26 protein-coding genes are annotated in these 21,747 nt (G+C 64.6%); 11 read left to right on the top strand and 15 right to left on the bottom strand.

The features are described 5' to 3' along the window. Window positions 1-220 precede the first annotated feature (220 nt). Window positions 221-1,918: a methyl-accepting chemotaxis protein gene (locus AC0L30_RS06220; protein WP_473404020.1), complete on the bottom strand. Its 1,698-nt coding sequence runs from the start codon at window positions 1,916-1,918 to the stop codon at window positions 221-223. A gap of 246 nt (window positions 1,919-2,164) precedes the next feature. On the opposite strand from AC0L30_RS06220, the gene AC0L30_RS06225 reads away from it, so the two are divergent. Beyond that, window positions 2,165-2,344, top strand: a complete 180-nt coding sequence (locus AC0L30_RS06225; RefSeq protein ID WP_198288282.1) for a hypothetical protein — start codon at window positions 2,165-2,167, stop codon at window positions 2,342-2,344. Between the two features lie 3 nt (window positions 2,345-2,347). Here the strand turns inward: AC0L30_RS06225 and AC0L30_RS06230 are convergent, their stop codons facing one another. After that, window positions 2,348-2,512 carry a hypothetical protein gene (locus tag AC0L30_RS06230; protein ID WP_007602663.1) on the bottom strand — a complete coding sequence of 55 codons (165 nt, stop codon included), beginning with the start codon at window positions 2,510-2,512 and terminating at the stop codon, window positions 2,348-2,350. A gap of 102 nt (window positions 2,513-2,614) precedes the next feature. Between AC0L30_RS06230 and AC0L30_RS06235 the strand changes: the two genes are divergently transcribed. After that, window positions 2,615-2,989 (top strand): hypothetical protein, encoded by a 375-nt coding sequence (locus AC0L30_RS06235; protein WP_473404021.1) that lies wholly within the window; start codon window positions 2,615-2,617, stop codon window positions 2,987-2,989. 304 nt (window positions 2,990-3,293) lie between these two features. Next, the gene (locus tag AC0L30_RS06240) at window positions 3,294-3,548 is read left to right on the top strand and encodes a hypothetical protein (protein ID WP_219683802.1); all 255 of its coding nucleotides are present in this window, start codon (window positions 3,294-3,296) and stop codon (window positions 3,546-3,548) included. A gap of 38 nt (window positions 3,549-3,586) precedes the next feature. Here AC0L30_RS06240 and AC0L30_RS06245 read toward each other — a convergent pair whose 3' ends face one another. From AC0L30_RS06245 to AC0L30_RS06260, 4 genes are all read right to left on the bottom strand, one after another. Beyond that, window positions 3,587-3,829 (bottom strand): hypothetical protein, encoded by a 243-nt coding sequence (locus AC0L30_RS06245; RefSeq protein WP_018455389.1) that lies wholly within the window; start codon window positions 3,827-3,829, stop codon window positions 3,587-3,589. Window positions 3,830-4,083: 254 nt separating this feature from the next. Continuing rightward, window positions 4,084-4,791 (bottom strand): outer membrane protein, encoded by a 708-nt coding sequence (locus AC0L30_RS06250; RefSeq protein ID WP_063996919.1) that lies wholly within the window; start codon window positions 4,789-4,791, stop codon window positions 4,084-4,086. Window positions 4,792-5,080: 289 nt separating this feature from the next. Next, window positions 5,081-5,476 (bottom strand): hypothetical protein, encoded by a 396-nt coding sequence (locus AC0L30_RS06255; RefSeq protein WP_035961651.1) that lies wholly within the window; start codon window positions 5,474-5,476, stop codon window positions 5,081-5,083. A gap of 389 nt (window positions 5,477-5,865) precedes the next feature. Further along, complete coding sequence (locus tag AC0L30_RS06260) at window positions 5,866-6,234, bottom strand: His-rich protein BRANT (protein WP_473404022.1); 369 nt, start codon at window positions 6,232-6,234, stop codon at window positions 5,866-5,868. 252 nt (window positions 6,235-6,486) lie between these two features. Between AC0L30_RS06260 and AC0L30_RS06265 the strand changes: the two genes are divergently transcribed. Both AC0L30_RS06265 and AC0L30_RS06270 read left to right on the top strand, forming a co-directional pair. Further along, on the top strand, window positions 6,487-7,029 hold the full coding sequence (locus AC0L30_RS06265) for a tetratricopeptide repeat protein (RefSeq protein WP_007602654.1): 543 nt from the start codon (window positions 6,487-6,489) through the stop codon (window positions 7,027-7,029). A gap of 108 nt (window positions 7,030-7,137) precedes the next feature. Next, window positions 7,138-8,526 carry a serine hydrolase domain-containing protein gene (locus AC0L30_RS06270; RefSeq protein ID WP_007602652.1) on the top strand — a complete coding sequence of 463 codons (1,389 nt, stop codon included), beginning with the start codon at window positions 7,138-7,140 and terminating at the stop codon, window positions 8,524-8,526. On the opposite strand, the gene AC0L30_RS06275 is transcribed toward AC0L30_RS06270, so the two are convergent. Beyond that, a complete protein-coding gene (locus AC0L30_RS06275; RefSeq protein WP_219683810.1) occupies window positions 8,513-10,078 on the bottom strand; it encodes a S10 family peptidase in 1,566 nt (521 codons plus the stop codon). The genes AC0L30_RS06270 and AC0L30_RS06275 overlap by 14 nt on opposite strands. A gap of 255 nt (window positions 10,079-10,333) precedes the next feature. Between AC0L30_RS06275 and AC0L30_RS06280 the strand changes: the two genes are divergently transcribed. The 3 genes from AC0L30_RS06280 to AC0L30_RS06290 all read left to right on the top strand — a co-directional run bounded on the left by AC0L30_RS06280 (window position 10,334) and on the right by AC0L30_RS06290 (window position 12,357). Next, entirely contained in the window at window positions 10,334-11,113 is a 780-nt protein-coding gene (locus AC0L30_RS06280) for an NAD kinase (RefSeq protein ID WP_007602648.1), read from the top strand. 88 nt (window positions 11,114-11,201) lie between these two features. Continuing rightward, complete coding sequence (locus AC0L30_RS06285) at window positions 11,202-11,747, top strand: response regulator (protein ID WP_007602647.1); 546 nt, start codon at window positions 11,202-11,204, stop codon at window positions 11,745-11,747. Window positions 11,748-11,778: 31 nt separating this feature from the next. After that, window positions 11,779-12,357 carry an Hpt domain-containing protein gene (locus AC0L30_RS06290; RefSeq protein WP_007602646.1) on the top strand — a complete coding sequence of 193 codons (579 nt, stop codon included), beginning with the start codon at window positions 11,779-11,781 and terminating at the stop codon, window positions 12,355-12,357. Window positions 12,358-12,479: 122 nt separating this feature from the next. Here the strand turns inward: AC0L30_RS06290 and AC0L30_RS06295 are convergent, their stop codons facing one another. From AC0L30_RS06295 to folE, 4 genes are all read right to left on the bottom strand, one after another. Then, window positions 12,480-13,655, bottom strand: coding sequence for a DUF2336 domain-containing protein (locus tag AC0L30_RS06295; protein WP_473404023.1), 1,176 nt, complete (start codon window positions 13,653-13,655; stop codon window positions 12,480-12,482). Between the two features lie 205 nt (window positions 13,656-13,860). Beyond that, window positions 13,861-14,940, bottom strand: a complete 1,080-nt coding sequence (locus AC0L30_RS06300) for a lysozyme family protein (protein WP_035995691.1) — start codon at window positions 14,938-14,940, stop codon at window positions 13,861-13,863. Between the two features lie 87 nt (window positions 14,941-15,027). Beyond that, window positions 15,028-15,450: a phosphoribosyl-AMP cyclohydrolase gene (gene hisI, locus AC0L30_RS06305; protein WP_275168366.1), complete on the bottom strand. Its 423-nt coding sequence runs from the start codon at window positions 15,448-15,450 to the stop codon at window positions 15,028-15,030. Between the two features lie 27 nt (window positions 15,451-15,477). Then, entirely contained in the window at window positions 15,478-16,170 is a 693-nt protein-coding gene (gene folE / locus AC0L30_RS06310) for a GTP cyclohydrolase I FolE (RefSeq protein WP_007602630.1), read from the bottom strand. Between the two features lie 231 nt (window positions 16,171-16,401). On the opposite strand from folE, the gene AC0L30_RS06315 reads away from it, so the two are divergent. Next, window positions 16,402-16,857: an iron-sulfur cluster assembly scaffold protein gene (locus AC0L30_RS06315; RefSeq protein ID WP_473404024.1), complete on the top strand. Its 456-nt coding sequence runs from the start codon at window positions 16,402-16,404 to the stop codon at window positions 16,855-16,857. Between the two features lie 62 nt (window positions 16,858-16,919). Here the strand turns inward: AC0L30_RS06315 and AC0L30_RS06320 are convergent, their stop codons facing one another. Continuing rightward, the gene (locus tag AC0L30_RS06320) at window positions 16,920-17,819 is read right to left on the bottom strand and encodes a COG3904 family protein (protein WP_007602628.1); all 900 of its coding nucleotides are present in this window, start codon (window positions 17,817-17,819) and stop codon (window positions 16,920-16,922) included. A gap of 241 nt (window positions 17,820-18,060) precedes the next feature. Here AC0L30_RS06320 and yidD point away from each other — a divergent pair, with 241 nt between their 5' ends. Together yidD and AC0L30_RS06330 are read left to right on the top strand one after the other, a co-directional pair. After that, on the top strand, window positions 18,061-18,399 hold the full coding sequence (yidD, locus tag AC0L30_RS06325; RefSeq protein WP_035994626.1) for a membrane protein insertion efficiency factor YidD: 339 nt from the start codon (window positions 18,061-18,063) through the stop codon (window positions 18,397-18,399). Between the two features lie 90 nt (window positions 18,400-18,489). Next, a complete protein-coding gene (locus AC0L30_RS06330) occupies window positions 18,490-18,702 on the top strand; it encodes a hypothetical protein (protein ID WP_007602626.1) in 213 nt (70 codons plus the stop codon). Between the two features lie 9 nt (window positions 18,703-18,711). Here AC0L30_RS06330 and AC0L30_RS06335 read toward each other — a convergent pair whose 3' ends face one another. From AC0L30_RS06335 to AC0L30_RS06345, 3 genes are read right to left on the bottom strand one after another with little or no spacing between them, the layout of a single operon-like run. Next, window positions 18,712-19,668 carry a PDR/VanB family oxidoreductase gene (locus AC0L30_RS06335; RefSeq protein ID WP_473404025.1) on the bottom strand — a complete coding sequence of 319 codons (957 nt, stop codon included), beginning with the start codon at window positions 19,666-19,668 and terminating at the stop codon, window positions 18,712-18,714. Then, the gene (locus tag AC0L30_RS06340; protein ID WP_473404026.1) at window positions 19,665-20,186 is read right to left on the bottom strand and encodes an MOSC domain-containing protein; all 522 of its coding nucleotides are present in this window, start codon (window positions 20,184-20,186) and stop codon (window positions 19,665-19,667) included. Before AC0L30_RS06340 ends, AC0L30_RS06335 begins: the two co-directional genes overlap by 4 nt. 55 nt (window positions 20,187-20,241) lie before the next feature. After that, window positions 20,242-21,555, bottom strand: coding sequence for an MFS transporter (locus tag AC0L30_RS06345; RefSeq protein ID WP_219683823.1), 1,314 nt, complete (start codon window positions 21,553-21,555; stop codon window positions 20,242-20,244). Between the last annotated feature and the right edge of the window lie 192 nt (window positions 21,556-21,747).

A 21,747-nucleotide genomic window follows, 5' to 3' on the forward strand; every position in this document is an offset into this window, starting at 1 on the left:
CGCGGGTGGGGGGGGCGGCTTCTACACACTTTATTTTCATCCAGTTTTAAACTTTGGTTATTTTCCCCCCCCTACCCCCCCCCCCTTAACCCCCCCGCCCCGCCCCGCCGCCGGCGCGCCGGCGGCCGTCGTCATGACGGCCGTGCTGTTCGCATTCGCAATGGGATTTCTGCTGGCGCGATGAGTGCGCAGCGCGGCGGACGAAGCCGCCGCGCTGGACTCAGGCGGCGCGCACCGTGTGGAGGAATTTCCCGACCTCATCCTTCAGCCGGTTGCTGTCGGTCGCCAGCATCTTGGCGGTGGAAAGCACCTGCGAGGAGGCCGAGCCGGTCTCGGCTGCACCGCGCTGCACGTCGGCGATGTTGGTGGAGACCTGCTGGGTGCCGTGGGCGGCCTGCTGCACGTTGCGCGAGATCTCCTGGGTCGCGGCGCCCTGCTCCTCGACGGCCGCGGCAATGGTCGACGACACTTCCGAGAGCCGCTCGATCGTCGCGGAGATGTCGCGGATCGCGTTGACGGATTCCTGGGTCGCGGTCTGGATGCCGGAAATCTGCTGGCTGATCTCGCCGGTCGCTTTCGCGGTCTGCTCGGCCAGCGTCTTCACCTCGGCGGCGACGACCGCGAAGCCGCGGCCGGCCTCGCCGGCGCGTGCCGCCTCGATCGTGGCGTTGAGTGCCAGGAGGTTAGTCTGGCCGGCAATCGTGTTGATCAGCTCGACGACGTCGCCGATGCGCGTCGCCGCAACCGAGAGCTCGCTGACACGCACCGTCGTGGTGCGGGCCTGGGTGACGGCCTCGCCCGCCATCCGCGCGGATTCCTGCACCTGCCGGCTGATCTCGTTGACCGAGGAGGACAGCTCCTCCGTGGCGGTCGCGACCGACTGCACGTTGCTGGTGGCTTCGCCCGAGGCAACCGCGACGACCGAGGTCAGTTCCTGCGCACGCTGCGCCGTAGTGGCCAACGTCGAGGACGACGCTTCGAGCTCGGTGGACGCCGAGCCCACCGTCTCGATGATCTCGCCGACCGCGCGCTCAAAACCGTCGGCAAGGTTGACCATGTCGCGCTTGCGCTGATCGGCGGCCTGCTTCTCAATTTCGACCTGCGAAGCTTTGAGGCGGTCGACCTCGATCCCGTTGGTCTTGAAGATTTCGACCGTCCTGGCCATGTCGCCGATCTCGTCGCGACGGTCCTTCTCGGGCACCTCGGTCTTGAGATCGTTGCGGGCAAGGCCCTCCATGGCGAGCTTGAGGCGGGCAATCGGCCGGGACATCGCATTGAGGCCGATGAACAGCGCGATCGCGATACCCAGGATCAGGCCGCCGGCGCTGACGCCGATCACCGTCCAGGTCGCGGATCTGGCGTCGCGGTTGATGGCGTCCTTGCTCTTGGCGACCGCCTCTGCGGTCTCGCCCACGAACTTGGCAACGCGCCCCAAGGCCGCATCCATCACCGGATCGCACTCCTTGTGCGCACGCTCGGCCGCCTTGGCATTCTCTTCCGGGCTGCTCGCGAGCGAGCCTGCCTTCAGCACCGGATCGCAGCCGGCGAACACGGCTTTCAATTGGTCGCCGATACTCTTGATCTGGCTCGCGCGCGCGGGATCGTCCTGTTCGGCTGCCTCGAGGTATTGGCGGATCTCGTCGCGGTTCTGGGTCGCGGTCTTGAGGCGGTTGGCGTTGCCCGCCTCCGTCGCCTCGGTGAAGACCGCATAGAGCGCGGCATGATAGGTCTCGGCGCGGCGCTGGGCCCGCGTCAGGTTGAGCGCCGAGGATTGCGCGGCGGAAAGCTCGGCGAAGCCGTCGACAGTTGCCGAGAGTTCGCGCGTGCCGAAGCCGGCGACGGCGACCATGGCAAAGCCCATCACGGCGACGATCAGCGCGACCTTCCACACGATTTTCAGATTGTTCAAAACGCTCATTGCAGCCGCCCCAGTGATTTTCTGCCGATGCATATTCCCAGCACCGTGCATTGGAACCAGCTGACGTTAAGATTTGATGCCAAATGTCCCGGGTAGTCTTACGGAAAACTAACTATTTTGGCTTCCGCCGTAAGCTTCGCGTAAGCTTCGGCCTATTCCGGGGCGCGAGCCGGGCGTGGAATGCCGGAACCGGTCGCCGGTGTCCTCCGTTGTCGGCCCATGCGGATCAGGGAAGAAAACCGAAACATGTTTCTGCTGGCCACCGTGACGCTGTGCTGTAGCGCCTTGGCCGCGGCAATTGCGCTGTTCGAACCGGCTCCGGCAAAGCGGCAGGCTGAAACGGCGGCGATCGACGTGCCCGCTTCGACGCCGGTTCGGGTGGTCGGGGCTCCGTTCCGGCCCAACCTCAATCCGCGGGAGCGCTAGCCCTCACCCCGGCGAGACGTCGGCGCCTTCCTCGGGACGGCGTTTGGCGCGGGCCAACTCCTCAACGAACGCGATCACCTCCGCCCGTTTGTCGGGCGGCAGCGAGAGGAACGCGCGGACGAGCCTCAAGCCCTCGGCTTCGGCTGAATGGTCTGCTTTGGCATCCATTCCCCACTGTCGGGCGGCCGGGAAAAATATGCAATCCCCCACGCAACAGCTTCTTGATTCGGCCGGCCAGCTTTGCTGGAATAGCCCCGACAGGGGTGCACCATGAAGTGGATCACGGAACGCGACGCGTTGATCGCGCAGACAATGGCCTTCGTCCAATCGGTCACCGGCAAAAAGGATGGCTTGCATCCACCGGAGATCCCGATGGCGACAGTGGCCGCGTCGGTGCAGATCGTCCCCGCCAACACCGTCGTCGAGACCGAGCCACTTCAGGCCGCTCCGCCGCAGCCCTTGCCTCTCCCGCCGCCGCGGGTGGCGAGCCACGACGTCCGCACCGAGATGCAGGCCCGCATCGCCAATTTCCGCAAGCATCAGGAGCGGTTCGAGCGCGAGCGCGAGGAATATTGCGCGGCCACCCTGACCAAACTGCGCGCCGCCATCCGCGACCCCTCCTCCCGTCCACCGGCTGACCAGTGAAGCCGGATCTCCCGTCGCTGGCCTAAAGCCAGGACCACACCAGCCAGAGATTGGCCGCGCAGGCGCCGAACAGGGCCAGCGTGAGGGGCAGCAGCATGCGCCCGCAAGAGGTTTTCAGGTCCGTCGTCATGGCCGAAAACATCCGCTGATTCCGCCAAATGAGTCCCGGGGATTCTTTTTTTCGGGATTCAGGACTCGTTAAGGACTCAGGCCCCCGCGACCCCGATCACGGCCGCGTGACCGAGCGGCCCAATGGAACCCCTCCTCCGCAAAGTCGTTAATGCGCTTTCCGGGAGCGGGAAGAATGCCCTACGCCCTGTTCTGCAACGACGCCCAGATCAGCAAGGCCTATCCTGATGAGTCCGACGTCTGGAGCCTCGCGCAGCGAAGTGGCCTCGTCGTGGACGTAACCGCGGATGACGACCGCCCCGGGCCACGCCGGGTGCTCGACAACGATTACGAGATCAAGCCGTGCCAGGCCGCACAGGGCGAGGACCCCGCGAGGAACAAGGCGGAGGCCGATCGCCAGGCGAGGATGGAGCTCGAGCTGAATTCGTAAAGACGGATCGAAGCTGGGAAGCCGGAGCTCAGGAAAGCTCAGGGCGTCGCGGTGGCCAGCGAGGCCTGCTCGCCCGCCAGAGCCACGCAGGCCTTCCGGCGATGCAGCCCGCGGATCGCGCCGGTGACCTTCAGCACCTTGCCGGAGGAGCACGAGGCGTCCTTGACGAAGGCCACCTCATAGGGTGCCAGCATCAGAGGCTCGGATTTGAGGATTGTTTGGGCAGCGCACGGCAAACTGACGAAGCACGAGAGCACCACAGCCGACACCAAGATACGCATGTCCGTCGTCCCACCAGCCCGGTAATTCTCATATAACGCGTTCCGGCGCGCGAGTTCCGTAAGCTGCAAAAATTATTTTTGCTTTACCCGAGCTCCATGACGCGCGTGAGAAAGCGCGCGCCAAAACGTTTGCTTGCAAATGACGCGCCAGATGGTTGACGCAATGCAAACGACAGGAGGCTGGCAACCAGAGCCCGGCAAACGAAAGGCCGGCGGGAGCCGGCCTTTGTCAGATCGTGGTTGTTGGTGGCGCGTCAGTAGCGCGAGGCTGCCGGACCGCCCCAGCCAAAGCGGTAGTTCACGCCGACCTTGACGGTATGCTCGTCCTCCCGGCCGCGGACGCCGACAACGTCGACCGGACCGGAGGTGATCGTCGTGCTGCCGAAGTTGTAATACTGGTACTCGGCCTTGGCGGACCAGTTCGGCGCGAACATGTATTCGAGGCCAGCGCCAACGGTATAGCCATCCTTGCTGTTGCCGGTGGCGGTGAAGGGCTGCGGGACGCCGGCGACATTGACGCCAAGGCCGCCATTGCGCCAGGCATAACCGCCCTTGGCGTAAAGCAGCGCCGGACCCCAGGTGTAGCCGATGCGGCCGGTCACCGAGCCGAGCTGGTCGGTATTGGAGGTCACCTGCGTGCCCAGCGGGAACGTAGCGCCGCCGTTGTTGGTCGGCAGCCAGGAATACTGGGCCTCGACACCCATGACCCAATTGGGCGCGAACTGGTAGTCAAAGCCGCCCTGGACACCGCCGAGGAAGCGCGCGTCGCTCGACTGGAAGCTGCTGTCGCCCGCAAAGGCGCCGCCGACATGGCCGCCGATGTAGAAGCCGGTCCAATTGTAGATCACCTGCGGCGGCGTGTAGGCCGGAGCCTTGGTGTAGGTGCGCGCCTGCATGTCGGCTGCTGCAGCCGGCGCGGCCAGCGCAAGCAGGGCAACTGCACCCAGCAAAATCCTTTTCATGATCATCCCCGTTCTTTCAAATTCGACACTCAGGAAACAACGTGGCGTGAATTGGGTTGCTTCGAGGCGATGCCGGAACCTTGATCGTTCGTGACTGTGACGGAGCGGCAACAACGCGATTTTGTTCCGTCCCGCAGGCGCGTGCCGACGGTTTTTTTCCGTCGGAAGCAGAACCCGCCGTAACGATTAGTCGCAACGCAAAACCACTCCGTTCAAAGCTCCCCGAAATGTGATCCGGCAGCTCCGGCGGGCTCTGTCCTATCACCAAGCGATGAAGGTGGGCTTTGCGCTACCGCGTCATCTTTTCAAGTTCCGGAAAGGGTACGTAAACCGCGCCCGCGCACAGCTCGCTGGCACGATCAACGACGCGGTCCGCCCGACCGTTGACGAAGATCACGGCGCGCTCCCTCATGGCCTTGTAGGTGCCGTCGGTCTCGCGTGGGGTGAAGTGCAGGCAACTGACATAGAACTGCCGGCCTCCGACCTCGCGCTGCACCGGCTCAGCCATGCTGGCGTCACGCACGCCGACAGGATTGTTCAAATAGCTGCGCATCAAGGCCAGCGTGTCGCCACGGAAATTATCCGGGAACGGTTGTGGACCTCCGGCCTGAGTCCCGTCCATCAGAGTTGGACGGTCACCATCGCTGCCGAAACATCCCGTGAGCGCCAGCGGCAGTGCCAGCATCAACGCCAAGCTCACTGCGCGTTCCGCTAGTCGCCGCACCGCTTACGCTCTCCGCTCGATCAGTCTCGGAGACGTTCCAGCCCCAAGGTTGCAATGATGCATGTCTACAGGTGTTTTGCCCGACGAGTCAAACGGCTTCGTAAAATCCGCAGATGAGCCACCCGTCAAGCCATTGATTTATCTACGACCCGCTACTGTGCATGGGGTTGTTTTCGAGGTTTTGTTTGCGGCCGCCAAACCTGGGACGTTGCTTGCGGGCTTCAGCATGGTCGTACCGGCCCGCCGCCAGCACCTCGAGCTTTCGCCCAAGGCGTGACGAACGGGCCGGGCCTGAATTCCTCACGCGGCAGCTGGGGCAATGCTGGGACACCGCCGCGCAGGACCAGTCGTTAGCTGCGCTTCTCCATCGTCGCCGGCTTGGTCACGTCCGGCTGCGTCTTCAGCGACTTCTTCGCTGAGAGATGCTTGTGGTGGTGGCGATGCGTGCGCACGGTCTTGTGCACGTCGGGCGTGACCGCGGCGTTGGCGTTCATCGCCTTCGACTTGGTGTCCACCTTGGCGTCCGCCTTGACGTCCGAAGTCTTGGCACCGGCCTTGAGGCCGGCATCGGGTTTCGCGGCGGTGGTGGACACCTTGGTCTGGCTCTGGTCTGCCTTGATCACCGGCGTGGTCGTGGTGGTCTTGCCGGCCTCGGCTGCGAAGGCCGGGGCTGCGATCACGGAAGCTGCGAGCAAGGCTGCGGAAATGGTCTTCAACATGGTTGGTCTCCTCTTGGAAGGATCTTGAGGCGGGCGCCCTCTCGCCAACCCTTTGATCGTAGGTTGGAGCCTAGGGGGCACGCACTGAACCCAATCTGAAGCCCGCAGCAGGCTTCCGTTCATCTGGATGACAAGTTTGTCATCCGCCCGCAGGGCGAATAGGCCAGGATGCCGGGAATGTTTTTGCCTGATGGGTGTTCCGGTCTTTAGGCAATCGTGTAGGATCGCCACGTTCCATACCGGAGAACTTAGATGCGCAAACTCTCAACGCTTCTTGTGCCGGGACTTGTCGCCATGACATTGGCGGCCGGGCCGGCTCTGACCAGCGCTTATGCCGCAGGTGGCGACACCCCCTCGTCGCCGCCATCGTCGGACACCTCGACCAAGAAGGGCAAGAAGAAGAGCTCCTCCATCAGCGATCCGAAATTCCTTGCTGCCTATCGCACCGCCTACACCAAGATCTATGACAATCACGACTACACCGGCGCGATCGGCCAGCTGAAGTCGCTCAAGCGCGACGACGTCGCCGACGTCGCCAATCTGATCGGCTACTCCTATCGTAAGCTCGGCGATTACCAGTCGTCGAAGATCTATTACGAGCTGGCACTGAAGGACGATCCGAACCACGTCCGCACCTGGCAGTATTATGGCCTCTGGCAGCTCGAGCAGGGCAATCGCGAGCAGGCGCAGTATCACCTGAACAAGCTCGCCTCGCTCGCCGGCACCGACAGCTCCGAATATCGCTCGCTCGCCGCCGCGCTCGACAAGCCGACCGGGGCGACCCTCGTCTATTAAACGCATCGCATCTTCGCACGAGGCGAACGGGCACAACCGCAGGGTTGTGCCCGTTCTGCGTTCTCGGCTAGCTTGCCCACCAAACCTCCCCTCGCAAACCGGTGCGCAATGGACAATTGGCTGCGATCCGCGATCGACTACATCGGCTTCTGGATCGAATTCCAGCACACCACAATCCAGCAGCCCGGCGTCGTCATCGCATTCGCCCATCGCGGCGAAATCGTCGCCGAGCACGCGTTCGGCCTCGCCAATCTCGACACCGGCGAGAAGCTCACCCCGCGCCACCGTTTCCGCATCGCCTCGCACTCGAAGAGCTTTACCTCGGCCGGCATCATGAAGCTGCGCGAGCAGCGCAAGCTCCGGCTCGACGATCCCATTGGCCAATATGTCGCCGGCCTGCATCCGCGCGTCGCGGAAACGACGATTGCGCAAGTGCTGTCGCACAGCGCGGGACTGACGCGCGACGGCGCCGATTCCGGTCAGTTCATCGACAGCCGTCCCTATCTCGACGCGAGCGAGCTGCTCGCGGAATTGAAGCTGCCGACCGTAATCGAGCCGGGCACACGCTTCAAATATTCCAATCACGGCTTTGGGCTGATTGGTCTCATCATCGAGGCCGTGACGAAGGAGCCCTACCGGGTTTGGATGAAGCGCGAGATCATCGAACCTGCGGGCCTGCGCGAGACCGAGCCGGACGCGCCGCTTCCCAAGGGGGCGCCGTTCGCGCGCGGCCACACACGAAGGGTGCCCTACGGAGAGCGATGCGTGATCCCCGGCGACAATCCCACCCACGCGATGGCTTCCGCCACGGGCTTTGCCGCTACCGCCGCCGACACCGCCCGCTTCTTCGCGCAGCTCGCGCCCAACGCAAGAAAGAGCCTGCTGTCGGTCGCAAGCCGCCGCGAGATGACGCGACATCATTGGCGCATCCCGCAGAGTTTCGAGGCCTATTACGGCTTGGGTATCGGCGCCGGCAGGCTCGACGGCTGGGACTGGTTTGGCCACGGCGGCCATTTCCAGGGCTATATCTCGCGGACCTGCGCCATTCCCGCCTGCGAACTCGCGATCAGCATCATCAGCAACTCCATCGACGGCGCAGCGCCGTTCTGGATGGACGGCGCGATGCAGATCCTGCGCGTTTTCCAGACCCGTGGCGCACCCGACCGCCGCGTGAGCGACTGGACCGGCCGCTGGTGGACGATCTGGGGCGCGACCGATCTGGTACCCGTGGGCAACCGCGTGCTGGTCGCCAATCCTCAGTTCAACAACCCGTTCATGGATGCCGGCGAGATCGAGGTCACCGGCCGCGACACCGGCAAGCTCGCCTGGGCCGCCGGCTACTCCAGCCACAGCGAGCCGGTGCGCCGCGTCCGCGACAAGCGCGGCAAGGTTAGTGACGTCTGGATCGCTGGCGCCAACATCAAGCCTGCGGCCGCCGTCGCCCGCGAGATCGCGCGGAGATACAAGCCGCGCAAGCGCCCGCCTACTCCCGAATGAGAGTCTCGACCTCGCTCCGAAGGGCCTGCCGCGAGCCGTCTCGCGAATAGAACATGTGGCCGCCGGGATAAACCACGAACTTGACCCGCTGCGTTGCGAAGGCCGGCAACTGGTCGAGCACCCGCTTCGATCCGAAATAGGGCGTGGCGAGATCGAACAGGCCGTGCGCGACCAGCACGTTCAGCTTCGCATCCGTGGCGAGGATCTGGCGCAGCTCGGAGACCGACTGCGGCGGGTTGATGCCGCGGCCGAAATCCCAGTGGCCTTCGATGGCGCCGTTCAACACCTCGTAGGAGCCATCGGGCCGCCAGTTGAGCTTGTGCGTCAACAGGTCAACCGCAGCACTCGTTAGCGGCGCCTGCAGCGCATCGCCGGAGGGATCACCGAACCGCGAGCTGCTGGAATCCGGATAGGGATCGAAGCCGCGCACCGAGGCGTCGTAGCGCCCCGTCACCTTGCCGTTCTTGCGGTCGAATTCGCGGCGGAATTCGCCGACGTCGAAGCGGCCCGCAAGCCGACGGCTCACCGACTGGTCGATGCCGGTGAGCTCGGCGACCTTGTCGGCAAGACGATTGGTCGCTTCCTTGTCCGCCTCACCCTTGACGAGGTCGGCCAGGAATTCGCCGCGCGCGTAAGCCTCTGCGTCGGCGAGATCGGCGCGTTTGACCGGACCTTTCGCCTCACGCGCCACCGCGACATAGCTCGGCAGCGTCGCGACATATTGCAGGAGGCTGGTGCCGGTGAACTCACGGAAGTCCAGGAGCGGCGACACCAGAATCAATCCCCTGACCCCGACGCCGTGCTGGAGCTGCAACTGGCGCACCACCTTCGGCCCGCGAATGCCGCCATAGCTTTCGCCGGCGACGTATTTGGGCGAGGTCAGCCGGTCGTGCTTCTCGAGCCAGCGGCGGATCACGAGCGCGATCGAATTGACGTCACCATCAACGGAGTAGAACGATTTGCGCGCGTCATCGCCGGTCGCGACGAACCGGCTATAGCCAGTGCTGACGGGATCGATGAAGACGAGATCGGTGAAGTCGAGCCAGGTCTCCGCGTTCGGCTTCACCTCGGGCGAGGCGGACGGCGACAGCGCTTCGCCATCGAGCGGCAGCCGCCAAGGCCCGGCCGCGCCGAACTGGAGCCATGCCGAGGACGCACCGGGCCCGCCGTTGAACAGGAACGTCACGGGGCGCGTCGCACGGTCGGCGCCGTCGAGCTCATAGGACGTATAGGCGATGTCGGCCACAGGCTCGCCCTTGCCGTCGAACACGCGGATCGATCCGGCGGTCGCTGCGAAATTGAGGGTGCGGCCGGGAAGATCGAGCGTCTGCTTCGTGGTCGAATCCGACGGAAGACGGTGCGGCTCGGCGGATGACGATGAATTTTGCGATGCGCCTTGTGCACCGCCGCGTCCGCCCTTCTGTCCGGCTGGTGCCGCCGCCTCGGCGCGCGGCTGCGGCGGATCGTCGGCGCGCGCCAATCCTGCGAGCGCGAAGGCCGACACCGCCAGCACCAGGGTCGCGCGGCGGAGCGCCGGCATATTCGTGGCCATGATCGTTCTCCCTGTCCGGCGACGACCGCCGGTGCGGACCGTAAGGCTAGCGCGGAATTGCGACGGTTTGGGGGATCATGGCTCCGGTGGTGCCTGAAGAGCCCGGTTGGGCACAAACCGACCCGGTTTCGTGCTCAAATCGGAATCGGCAGTTGCCGGTCTGCCGTGAAGGGCGGTCATCCTCGACAATCGGGGGCGAGATCGTTAGACGAGCCCGGCGGAACTTTCTCCAGCCAGCGGCCCTGCCCGGAAGCCATGACCAAGCCAGCGCGATACGACCGGATCGCCTTCGTCGCCAGCCCGAGCAGCGAGGCGCAAGCCGCCTTCGGCCAGCTCACCAGAGACTTCGGCAATTGCGATCCGAAGGACGCCGACATCGTGGTCGCACTCGGCGGCGACGGGCTCATGCTCCAGACGCTGCATCAGCACATGCATACGGGCAAGCCGATCTACGGCATGCACCGCGGCACCGTCGGCTTCCTGATGAACGAGTACTCGACGGTCGATCTTCGAGCCCGTCTCGAGGCGGCGCAGGAGTCGGAAATCCATCCGCTTCTGATGCGCGCGACGGACGCCAACGACCGCGTCCACCTGCACCACGCCATCAACGAGGTCGCCCTGTTCCGGCAGACCTACCAGGCGGCGCGCCTGCGGATCCTGATCGACGAGCGCGAGCGGATGTCCGAGCTGATCGCCGACGGCATCATGGTGGCAACGCCGGCCGGCTCGACCGCCTACAATCTGTCCGCCCAGGGACCGATCCTGCCGATCAACGCCGCACTCCTGGCGCTGACGCCGATCAGCGCCTTCCGCCCGCGACGCTGGCGCGGCGCGCTGCTGCCGAACACGGCTTATGTCGTGATCGAGGTGCTGGAGGGCGACAAGCGCCCCGTGGCGGCGGTCGCCGACCACGACGAGGTCCGCGACGTTCGCCGCGTCGAGGTGCTGTCCGACAGGACCATCTCGATGCGCATGCTGTTCGACCCCGGTCACAGCCTGGAAGAGCGCATTTTGCGCGAGCAGTTCGGGTCCTGAGCCGCCTCGCCGGACTGCCGATCGCAACCCTTCATTAACCCCCGGCGAGATATGGTTAACGAAAGTTGACCGCTCCGGCCCGGGCTCCATGTTCCGCATCGATTTCAACAAGCTGCGTTTCCTCGTCTGCGACGACAATCCGCACATGCGCCGCATCCTGCGGACGCTGCTGCATTCCTTTGGCGCGCGCGAAGTCTACGAGGCCGAGGACGGCGCCACGGCGCTGGAAATGTACAGCCATTACGTGCCCGACATCGTCATCACCGACTGGGCGATGCCGATCTTCGACGGGCTCGAGCTGGCGCAGATGATCCGGCAGCCGGAATCCAAGGGCAATCCCTACGCGCCGATCATCATGCTGACCGGCCATTCCGAGAAGCGCCGCGTCACGGTGGCGCGCGATGCCGGCGTCACCGAATTCCTGGCCAAGCCGATCTCGGCCAAGGGACTCTACCAGCGCATCCTCAACGTGGTCGCCAGTCCCCGCCCCTTCATCAAAACCAAGACCTATTTCGGCCCGGACCGGCGCCGCAACATCAACTCCGCCTATATGGGCCCCGAGCGCCGCGTCGGCGAAAAGCACGAGGTGCTGCAGCAGCCCTCGCTGCTCGACAAGGCCCGCTCCACCATCTAGCGCAACGTCTCTCACGATCGAGGCCGATATCATGGCGAAGAACAGCGCAAGAGACATCGAGATCACGGCCTTCGCCACGCATCAAATCATCACGCAGCCCAACCCGCTGCGGTCGGTCCTGCGCCGCGTCGAAGACAAGGACATGGACGATCCGGTCGGCCGCGCCGAACAGGCGCTCGCGGGCCTTGCCGGCGAGTTCAAGGACTGGATGGCGACCGAGATCAACCGGCTGTCGGCGGCCTACGTCGCCATCCGGCACGACGGCTTCACCAAGGACAGGCGCGACGAGTTGTTTCGCGCCGCGCACGACATCAAGGGCGATGCCGCGACTTTCGGCTATCCGGTGGCGGCGGGCGTAGCCGAGAGCCTGTGCCGCGTCATCGAGCACGCGCCCGATCTCGAAAAGGTGCCGGCCGAGCTGTTCACGCACCACATCAACGCCATCCTCGCCATCGTGCACGAGAACACCAAGCTCGACAGCATCAGCGTCTCCGCCGAGCTCAGCCGGCGCCTGCGCAAGGTCGCCGACGATTATCTCGCCGACGCCAACCGCGATCGCCCCGAGCATCTCGAGGTGATCCTGGCGCCGAGCATCGCGCCGGCGGGGTAGCTTCGCCGTTCGCGAGGTGTGGTAGGGTGGGCAAAGCGAAGCGTGCCCACCAGTCGCCATGAATTGTGCGGAGAGACGGTGGGCACGGCGCAATGCGCCTTTGCCCACCCTACGTCGTCTCGTTACGCTGCAATCAGCTCGCCATACACCGGATCAACCATCTCCTCCGCGACCAGCTCGTCGCAGAACAGCCTTGCCTCTTCGCGTGCGGATTCGGTGGCGAAGCGGCGCAGCAGGACCATCAGCGGCTCGGTCGCGCCGCGGTCGGTCTCGCAATGGGTGAGCACGCGCTCGACCATGCGGCGGCGCAGCCGCGCCGCATTGTCGTGGCTGTCGACGAAGCCCTGCTCGTGGGAGGCATCGAGGGCGACCTGGAAGGCCGCAAACGTCGCCTCGGGAAGCCCGGCGCGGCGGAGCAGCGCGTGCAGGCTATTGCCGCCGCGATCGTGCAGCAGCGCGGACACGCGCGCCAGCGGCAGCTCGGCGAGCTCAGCCAGCGCCGCATCGAAGAGATCCAGATTGCTCGACAGCAGCGCGCGCAGAATGAGACCCGCGGTGAGCTGGCCGGTGATGCGCAGGTGCCGAACAAGCCCTTCCATGTCTTCGCCGCGCGAGCGCGCCGCGATGTTCATGGTGGAGCGATCGCGGGCCTCGGTCGCGATCCGCTCGGCGCGGTCGGCACTCAGCCAGTTCCGGGCCACGACGAATTGAGCCAGCGTCTCCGAGAGTTTTGCCACCAGCGCGGCGCGCGTTGCGGACGGCAGATCCTCCAGCACCAGCATCGCCTCGCGGATCGCGGCGAGATGGCCGTGACGCTCGACGATGCGATCCCAGGAGAACGGCGCAAGCTCGGCATGAGGATTTTCGATCAGCTCGAGCGCTGCCGCCGCGCAGCCGACTTCAGCAATGGCGGCGCAGACCGATACCGGCAGCGCGATGCGGCGCGCGACCGCGCACTGCACCTCGTCGTTGCCGGTCGCGACGATGTCGACGAGATCGGCGTCGATCAGCAGCGGAGAATGTTCGAGCACGGGCAACGCGACGGTCGGCTGGTCCCCCGACAGCGCCCGCACGATCGACGCGGGCGCCTCGGTACTGCGCGCAAACGCCTCGGCCATCGCCTGCCGCACCAGCGGCGAGGGATCGTCGAGCAGCATCAGAAGCGCGCCTTCAGCGGCAACACGGTCATCATGGGAAAGGTCTGAGATCAGCCAGGCCCGGGCCAGCGCCCGCGTTGCCTCGGCCCGCTCGCCAGCGGGCGCCGTCCTGATCCAATTGATGAACTGCCGAACAATCATGGTGCTTCCGGCTTACGCAACGAAGACGAAGCGGTGACGGCTTGTCACCTGCAACACAAAATAAACCACGACGCTTAACAAAGCGTTCACCATAACTGGCTGGTTTTATTGACGTTTTGTTAAGGGAACAAAGGCGGCCCGTTCACGCGCCGGGACCTGCGCGCAGCGTTCACGCTGCGACGTATCCGAGACACGGGCGCGCGAATTAGCTTGAGAACGTACCGCTGCGATCGCTGAAGAGATCAAGAGGCTGCGGCGGCCGGACGTCGGGCGTTGCCGACGCGGCCGAGGTCGCGGGTGCGACCGAAGTGAGCGAGGCATTGTTGCCCCACAATTTCTGCACGGTCGTCGAGACCGGCTGGGTGGTGTCGCCGGGCTGATAGATCGAGCGAAACACCGGCGTGCTCGGTGCATTGTCCGCGACCGTCGTCGGCGCCGTCGCGCTGACCGGCGTCACCGCGCGTGTGTTCGGAAAGGACTGGAGATACGCGGCATTGTCGATCAGCGGCGCGGCAGGCTGTACGCCGTTGGCGCTCGCGACCTGCGTGGTCGACGGCGTGCCGCCATACATCGCCATCGCGCTGCGGGTGGTTTTCGAATTTGCCGCGCCGGCGTAGCGTGCATCCAGCACCGAATAGACCTCGGAAACGCTGCGCGCGCGGCCGTCCTTGGCGTAGAAGATCGAGCGATTGGCGGACGCCGCGTTGGGAAACAAACGCGCGCCGACCGCTTGCGGATTGTCCTCGGCATTGGCGATCAGTTTCGCGGCGCCGCCGACGCCCATGAAATGCGCCATGTAGAGTTCGCTGTCGGACGGCCTGCGGCCGAGCAGGCCGGTGAGCTTGAAGCTGTTCGACTGCGTCAGCGCCGCAGCCATGCTGGAGGCGGCCTCCGGATCGTCGCGCAGTTTCATAATCGACCGCTTCATCGCGGGATCATCGACGGTGTAGGTGCCCGACGACGTCCTGGTGATGGCGTCGGAATAATTGCCATAGCCGAGCTGGGTGCCGGCTTCCTTCACCGTGCCGAGCCAGGTCTGGTCGATGAACTGGTAGAGCCCGTGCGCGGATGACGTAGTCGCCCCCGCCGTGGGATCGAAATCCGATTCCATCTTGGCGGTGGTCAGCATGTACTGGAAGCTGATGCCGGTCCGGTTGGAGACCTGATTGATCGCACCGGCGACGCGTGCCCGCGACGGATCGAGAACCGCCGTCTGAGAGGCACTGGAGTTGTCGACCGACATAATGAAGTGCCCGCACCGCACGGCGTTGAGTGGCGCCGGCAATTCGGCGCCCTGTCGTCTCACCGTGGGACAGGTATGGTTAATGCGGGGTTAATTCGGCCGTCAGCCCTACCGTCAATGACGGCAGGACTACTTCTTGTACACCGCGTCCGGATCGAACAGCCTGTCCGCATCGACGAAGACGAGCCTGGCGCCGCCGTCTTCGGCCTCGACCTTGCGGTAGAAGCAGGACCGGCGGCCGGTGTGACACGCCGCGCCGATCTGCTCGACACGGAGCCAGACCGCATCCTGATCGCAATCGGTGCGGATCTCGACCACGCGCTGGGTCTGACCTGAGGTCTCACCTTTTCGCCACAAAGCATTGCGCGAGCGGCTGAAGTACCAGGCCTCGCCGGTCGCGATGGTCTTGCGCAGCGCCTCGTCATTCATGTGCGCGACCATCAGCACGTCACCGGTGGCGACGTCAGTCGCGACGACCGTCACGAGCCCGGCCGCATCGAATCTGGGAAGGAAGGCGAGACCTTCCTCGGTTTCATGGGAGTGAGCGGACACAACGCCCTCGCCGGTCTGTTCGCGAGGTCAGCGCTGCAGACCTCGCACCAGGGACAGAAAACGAGCCTGCTCCGCCGGATTGTCGCGGAACATGCCGGTGAAGCGGCTGGTGAAGGTGGAAGCGCCATGCTTGGCGACGCCGCGCACCGACATGCAGGTATGCTCGGCCTCGATCAGCACGGCGACGCCGCGCGGCTTGAGGATCTCGTCGATCGCCGCCGCGATCTGCGCGGTCATGTGCTCCTGGGTCTGGAGCCTGCGGGCGAAGATGTCGGTGAGGCGCGCAAGCTTCGACAGCCCGACCACGCGTTCCACCGGCGTGTAGGCGATGTGCGCCTTGCCGTAGAACGGCATCATGTGATGCTCGCATTGCGAGGTGAACTCGATGTCGCGCACAAGCACGAAATCATCATAGCCGGCGGTCTCGCCGAAGGTGCGATCGAGCACCTCGGCCGGGCACTGGTGATAGCCCTGATAGAGTTCGTCGAAAGCCTCGACCACGCGGCGCGGCGTGTCGAGCAGGCCCTCGCGGTTGGTGTTCTCGCCGATATAGGCGAGCAGCGTCTTCACTGCCTGCTCGGCCTCGGCGCGCGCGGGGCGCGGCTGGTCGGCCCGGACGGCGGCGGCGAGGAATTCGGAAGGATCAAGCTCCGCCGGACGGCTCTCGGGCTGCCGGTCGGAGGGCTTGTTGGGGCGGATGGATTTGATGGTAGCGTCCATGTCGACTCCGTTCGACGGCCTTGCGGCCGGAGTGTCACCGGCAGACGGGGCGGCGAACCGCCGGACGCCTGAGAGAACAGCTTCGGCGAAAAAATCTGCAAGCTGTAACGCCGGCAGCAGGGTTCTGCATCACACCACTGCTGCAGCGCTGGACTGTTTTTCCGCCAGTTCCGACCCTATATAAGGCCGTGGACGGCGCACGCCAAGGCCGATCCTGCTGGACTCCATCACATGCTGAACGACATTTATAACAAGCGGATCATCGAACTGGCCGGGAATATTCCGCGGCTCGGGCGGTTGCCGGATCCCGATGCCACCGCCACCGCCCATTCCAAGCTGTGCGGCTCGACCGTCAAGGTCGACCTCAAGATGGAGGGCGACAAGGTCACCGACTTCGCCCATGACGTGAAGGCCTGCGCGCTGGGACAGGCTTCTTCATCCATCATGGCAAGTCAGATCGTCGGATCGACTGCGAGCGAACTCCGTGAGTTACGCGAAACTGTTCGCAAGATGCTGAAGGAGAACGGCGCGCCTCCTGAAGGCAAATGGGAAGAGATCAAGTTCCTCGAGCCGGTCCGCGACTACAAGGCGCGCCACGCCTCGACGCTCCTGACCTTCGATGCCGTGGTCGATGCCATCGGCCAGATCGAGGCGAAGGCGAAGCAGCCGGCTGCGGCGCAAGGCTGATTCCGGCGGAGGTTGATCCCGGGCTCGTCGCTGGGCCCGGATATAGATCAGAGATTCCGAGGCTACTTCTGCGATGCCGCGACCGGCGTGGCCACGCGGCCCGTCGGCACCAGGGCTTCCGCCGTCTTGGTCGACTTGGCAGGCTGCTCCGGTTCCGCACCGAACCTCGCCTGGGTCTTCGGTGCAAGCTCCGCCATTGCCGGCGCGGAGATATCGACATGCGGCAACACGTCGGCCACGAGATCCGTCGTCACGAGATTGGTAAGCTTGAGCTCGCCCGCATCGAGCTCGTGCAAATCTTCCCACGGCGGGACGCTGAGCGCGAGCGACAGCAGGTCGCCGGCACCGCCCATGTCGAACGTGTATTTGGCGAGCCGGCCGATATCGCGCTCCACGATCATCAGGTCCTGCGCGCTGTAGCTCGCGGCCTTGGCATCGTCGGCGCGATCACCCATCCAAATCTGATGGACCCGCACATGGGCCGCTTCCGGCACGTAGCGCTTCTTGCCCGCCAGCAGCAGGAACACGCACATGGATTCGCAATAGGCCTCGGGCGCGACCGCCGGCCGAACCGTCTGCCCGCCGCGGGTCTGAACGCTGATACCGACCGTGGTCAAAAGTCCGAGATTGCGAAAGCGCCGGCCGAGCGTGATCGCGTCGTTGACGGAACCGCCACTGGAATCGAGCACCACGGTGGCGCCGCCGAGCTGGCGCCCGCGGGAAAACTCTTCGAAGTCCTTGGGCGTATCGGCGGTGATGATGCCGACCGCACTGACCCACCCGCGGCAATTCGGCTCGCAGGCGACCCAATTGAACTTCATCGGCAGCTTGCGCTCTTCGAGGGCAGCACCGGCCCGGGCCGACGACCCGAGCGTCGCGACGGCGCCAGCCAGCACGACTCCACAAGCAGCGGTTCCTACCAGCAACCAGCCGCGAAGTTTGAGCGACTTCAGAAGTTTCAAACTGGTCCCTTCCCCAAGCCCAAAGCAATAAGCCAAAGCCGATTCAGGCAAGCCCCGTTCTGACGTTCCATGAGTCTCACATGGGCGTCACAAAAATGGTATCCGGGGGAATACAGATCGTCCATAGGTACTTGCTGCACTGCTCCCAAAAAGCACGCAAAATATGGCGTGCAAACAACAGCTTACAGTTCCCTGCATCGGAACCACGCAAAACCTCGCCTACGATCTCAGCAAAGCGCCCATGAAGCAATCAGCCTGCGAGCACTGTTCCAATTCCGTCGCGGGCGCGCTCCGGCTTCCGCGCAGATTCGGCCGCGCGCTGATCTGGATCTACCGCCACACGCTCTCGCCCTTGGTTGGCTACAACTGCCGGCACCTGCCGACCTGCTCCGCCTATGGCGACGAGGCGATCGAAAGGTTCGGGCTGTGGGCCGGCGGCTGGATGACGCTGGCGCGCCTGCTCCGTTGCAACCCCTTCGGCACCTCGGGCATCGACAACGTGCCCCTCACCGCGCCACAGGGCGCGCGCTGGTACTCGCCCTGGCGCTACGGCCGCTGGCGCGGTGTCAATGCATCCTAAGCACGGCGCGGCGCCTCACGCGTCGCTACCTTGAGTGGAACCGAAATTCTCCCCTCGCGTTGATGTGACGCTCCCGCGGGAGGAAAAACAATGCGCTGGAAAATCAGCCCTCATTTTCACTTCAGGTCTGGACCGGATTCGCGGATTGGTTCGCGAGGCCACGATCCCAGAACCCTCGACATGCTCGCCATCATCGTCCTCTTGATGCTCGCGGTCGGCTCCGGCTGGTATCTGGCCACGAGCACTGCCACGCCGCCCAGTACGACGGCGTTCATCGTGCCGAGCCAGAGCGTGCACTGGTAGAGCTAGACTTTAGAGGTCCAGCACCAGCCGGTCGGCATCCGATCCGGCGACGCAGATCATGAGAAAGCGTTCGCGCTCATACGGCGACAGGACGCGGTCGCGGTGCACGGGCTTGCCCTCGATCCAGCCGACCCTACAGGCGCCACAGATACCGCCGCAGCAGGACGTCGATATATCGATTCCTCCTTCCTGCAAGGCCGCCAGCATGGTCTGGCCGGCGCGAACCGGGATTTCGGTCCCCGTACGCGCCAGCAACAGCGTGAAGGGCTTTGCGTCAGGGTCGATCACCGGTGGCGGCGCGACGAAACGCTCGATGTGAACATTGGCTGCGGGCCAGGCTGCGGTCAGGCGCTCGAACTCGTCGGTCATGCCTTCCGGCCCGCAGCAGGCGACCATCGTCTGCCCCCCAACTTCGCCGACCAGCGAAGCGAGATTCGGACGCCCGGCGCAGGACGTGCGGTGCACGACGACACGCCCCGCATCGATCAGCGGCGCGAGGTGTGCGGCAAGCGGCACCTCCTCGCGCACGATGAGGTGCAGCACAAAGCCTGTATTGCCAATCTGCAGGAGGTGACGGGCCATCGACAAGAACGGCGTTACACCGATGCCACCGGCGACGAACACATGATGCGCAATGTCCGCACCCGGCTCCAGCCCGCCGCGCGGCAGTGACACGCCGATGACGTCGCCTATGCCAACCTCGTCGTGAAGCGCGCGCGAACCGCCGCGCCCATCGGCCTCGCGTTTGACCGCGATGACGTAACGCGAGTTGTCGGCGGGCTCGTTGCACAGCGAATAGGTCCGCACGAGACCGTTCGGCAGATGCAGGTCGATGTGGGCGCCGGGCTTGAACGGCGGCAGGTCCCAACGGTCGGGATCGGCCAACGTGAACACCTTGATCCCCGCACCGGCCTCTTCGATGCCGGCGACAACCGTCTTGATCGTCGTTATCGGCCGTGCGCTCATGCCATGTTCCGCACGGTGTCGCCGACCCTGACGATGCCGCCTTGCAATATCCTGCAGTTGAGGCCCGAGCGGTTGATGAGCGGATTGAAGATCGCCTTGCCGGTGATCTCCTCGATATGCCGGCATGGGATCGATAATCGGGTTGCTTCCAGCAAGGTCTCACCTAACCAGAAGCGGCGGCCGACCAGATGGTTCAACGGCACGCCCTCGACCGTCACGTTGCGGCGATGCTCCTCGGGACTGAGTTCGATTCCCGCGTCGCGCTTGAGCGCAACCAAGGTTTCGAGCTCGAACAAGGTGACCTGCCGGCCCTCTTCGGGCTTGTGCGAATAAAATCCTTCCTCGCGCCCGATCATGTAGCGGTCGCCTTCTATCCCTTGGCCGGCGACGAGAACGAGGTGCTCCATCGCGCGCATTGGCAGGAACGCGCGTGGAGCGAGATGGAGGAAGCGGACCAAGCCAGTCCAGCCGAGGCGTGCTGTGCTATCGGCCGAGCCGGCGCCTATCTCATCGAGCATGACAAAATCCTTGTGAGAAGCAATGGCGCGCCGCCGGCAGCGGCGCGCCGCGGGATCAGGTCAGTTCCTTGTTCGCCATTTCCGGCGCGAACGTGGTCGCGGTCGCCGTGATGGCGGCGCAGCCAATCAGCAGCAGCGAAACCGGCCAGGTGGCGCCGCCACTCCAGCCCATCAGAGCCGCCGCAATCAGCGGCGTCAATCCGCCACTGATGGCGGCCCCGACCTGGAACCCGAGCGAGGCGCCGCTATAGCGCAGCCGCGCGGAAAACAGCTCGGAGTACCAGGGCGCGCCGATGCCGAACATCACCATCTGCCCGAAAGTAATCGCCACCACGATGGTCCAGATGACGATGGTGGGATCGCGGGTGTTGAGCAGCCAGAACAGCGGAAAGGCAAACAGCGCCGAAAACAGACAGCTTGCATAGAACATCTTTTTGCGCCCGACGATGTCGGACAGCCAACCGAACAGCGGAATGGCGAGCAGCGCGACCAGCGATGCCGCGAAGGCGCCGTTCAACACCACCGTACGCGATAAGCCAAGATTCGCGGTGGCGTAGGACATCACGAACACGCCGCCGATGCTGGCATAGGCGATCTCCGAGATCTTCAGTCCGACCGCGGTAAAGAAAGGACGGCGGTGATGCCTGAAGATCTCGACCAGCGGCAGACTTGCGACCTCCTTTTTGGCCTGGACCTGGCGGAAGGCCACGGTCTCTTCCATGTTGAGGCGGATGTAGAGACCGACGCCGACCAGCAAGATCGAGATCAGGAACGGAATGCGCCAGCCATAGGACATGAACTCACTTTCTGGCAGGCTCGCCACCAGCGCAAACATGCCGATCGCGGCGAGATTGCCGATGGGATTGCCGACCTGCACCATGCTGCCGAGCAGGCCGCGGCGGTGCGTCGGACAATTCTCCACCACCATCAGCACCGCACCACCCCATTCGCCGCCGAGGCCAATGCCCTGGAGGAATCGCAGGCCGATCAAGAGCAGCGGCGCGGCGATCCCGATCTGCTGATAGGTCGGAAGCAAGCCGATCAGAAAGGTGCCGATGCCCATCACCATGATCGTGATCGCGAGCATCGCCTTGCGGCCCACCCTGTCGCCGTAGTGACCGAAGATCGCGGCGCCAAGCGGTCGCGCCAGAAAGCCGACCGCATAAGTGCCGAAGGCCGCGATCGTGGCGAGCGCGGGGTTGCCGGCAGCGAAGAAGACCTTGTTGAAGACCAGCGCGGTCGCCGTGCCGTAGATGAGGAAGTCGTACCATTCGACCGCGGTGCCGATCACGCTCGACCACACGATCCGCCGCAAGCTCGCCGCCTCGTCCGGGGCTACGTTCAGGGTTACGTCGTCTGCTACGGTCATCGATGTCTCCAAAAAGTACCGGCGCCAGGGAAAGCAGTTGGTTCTGTCCGCGGAGCCCATCGGCAGCCCGGACGGTAAAATTCGATCATGTTTACTGTTGGAAATCAACGGTGCGGAACGCGGCAAATGCCGTCCGGAGCGGCAAAGCACGCTTATTGCCCTTTAATTGAGCTGATTTAGGCGATAAACCAG

This window comes from Bradyrhizobium sp. MI1.11, from assembly GCF_055811255.1.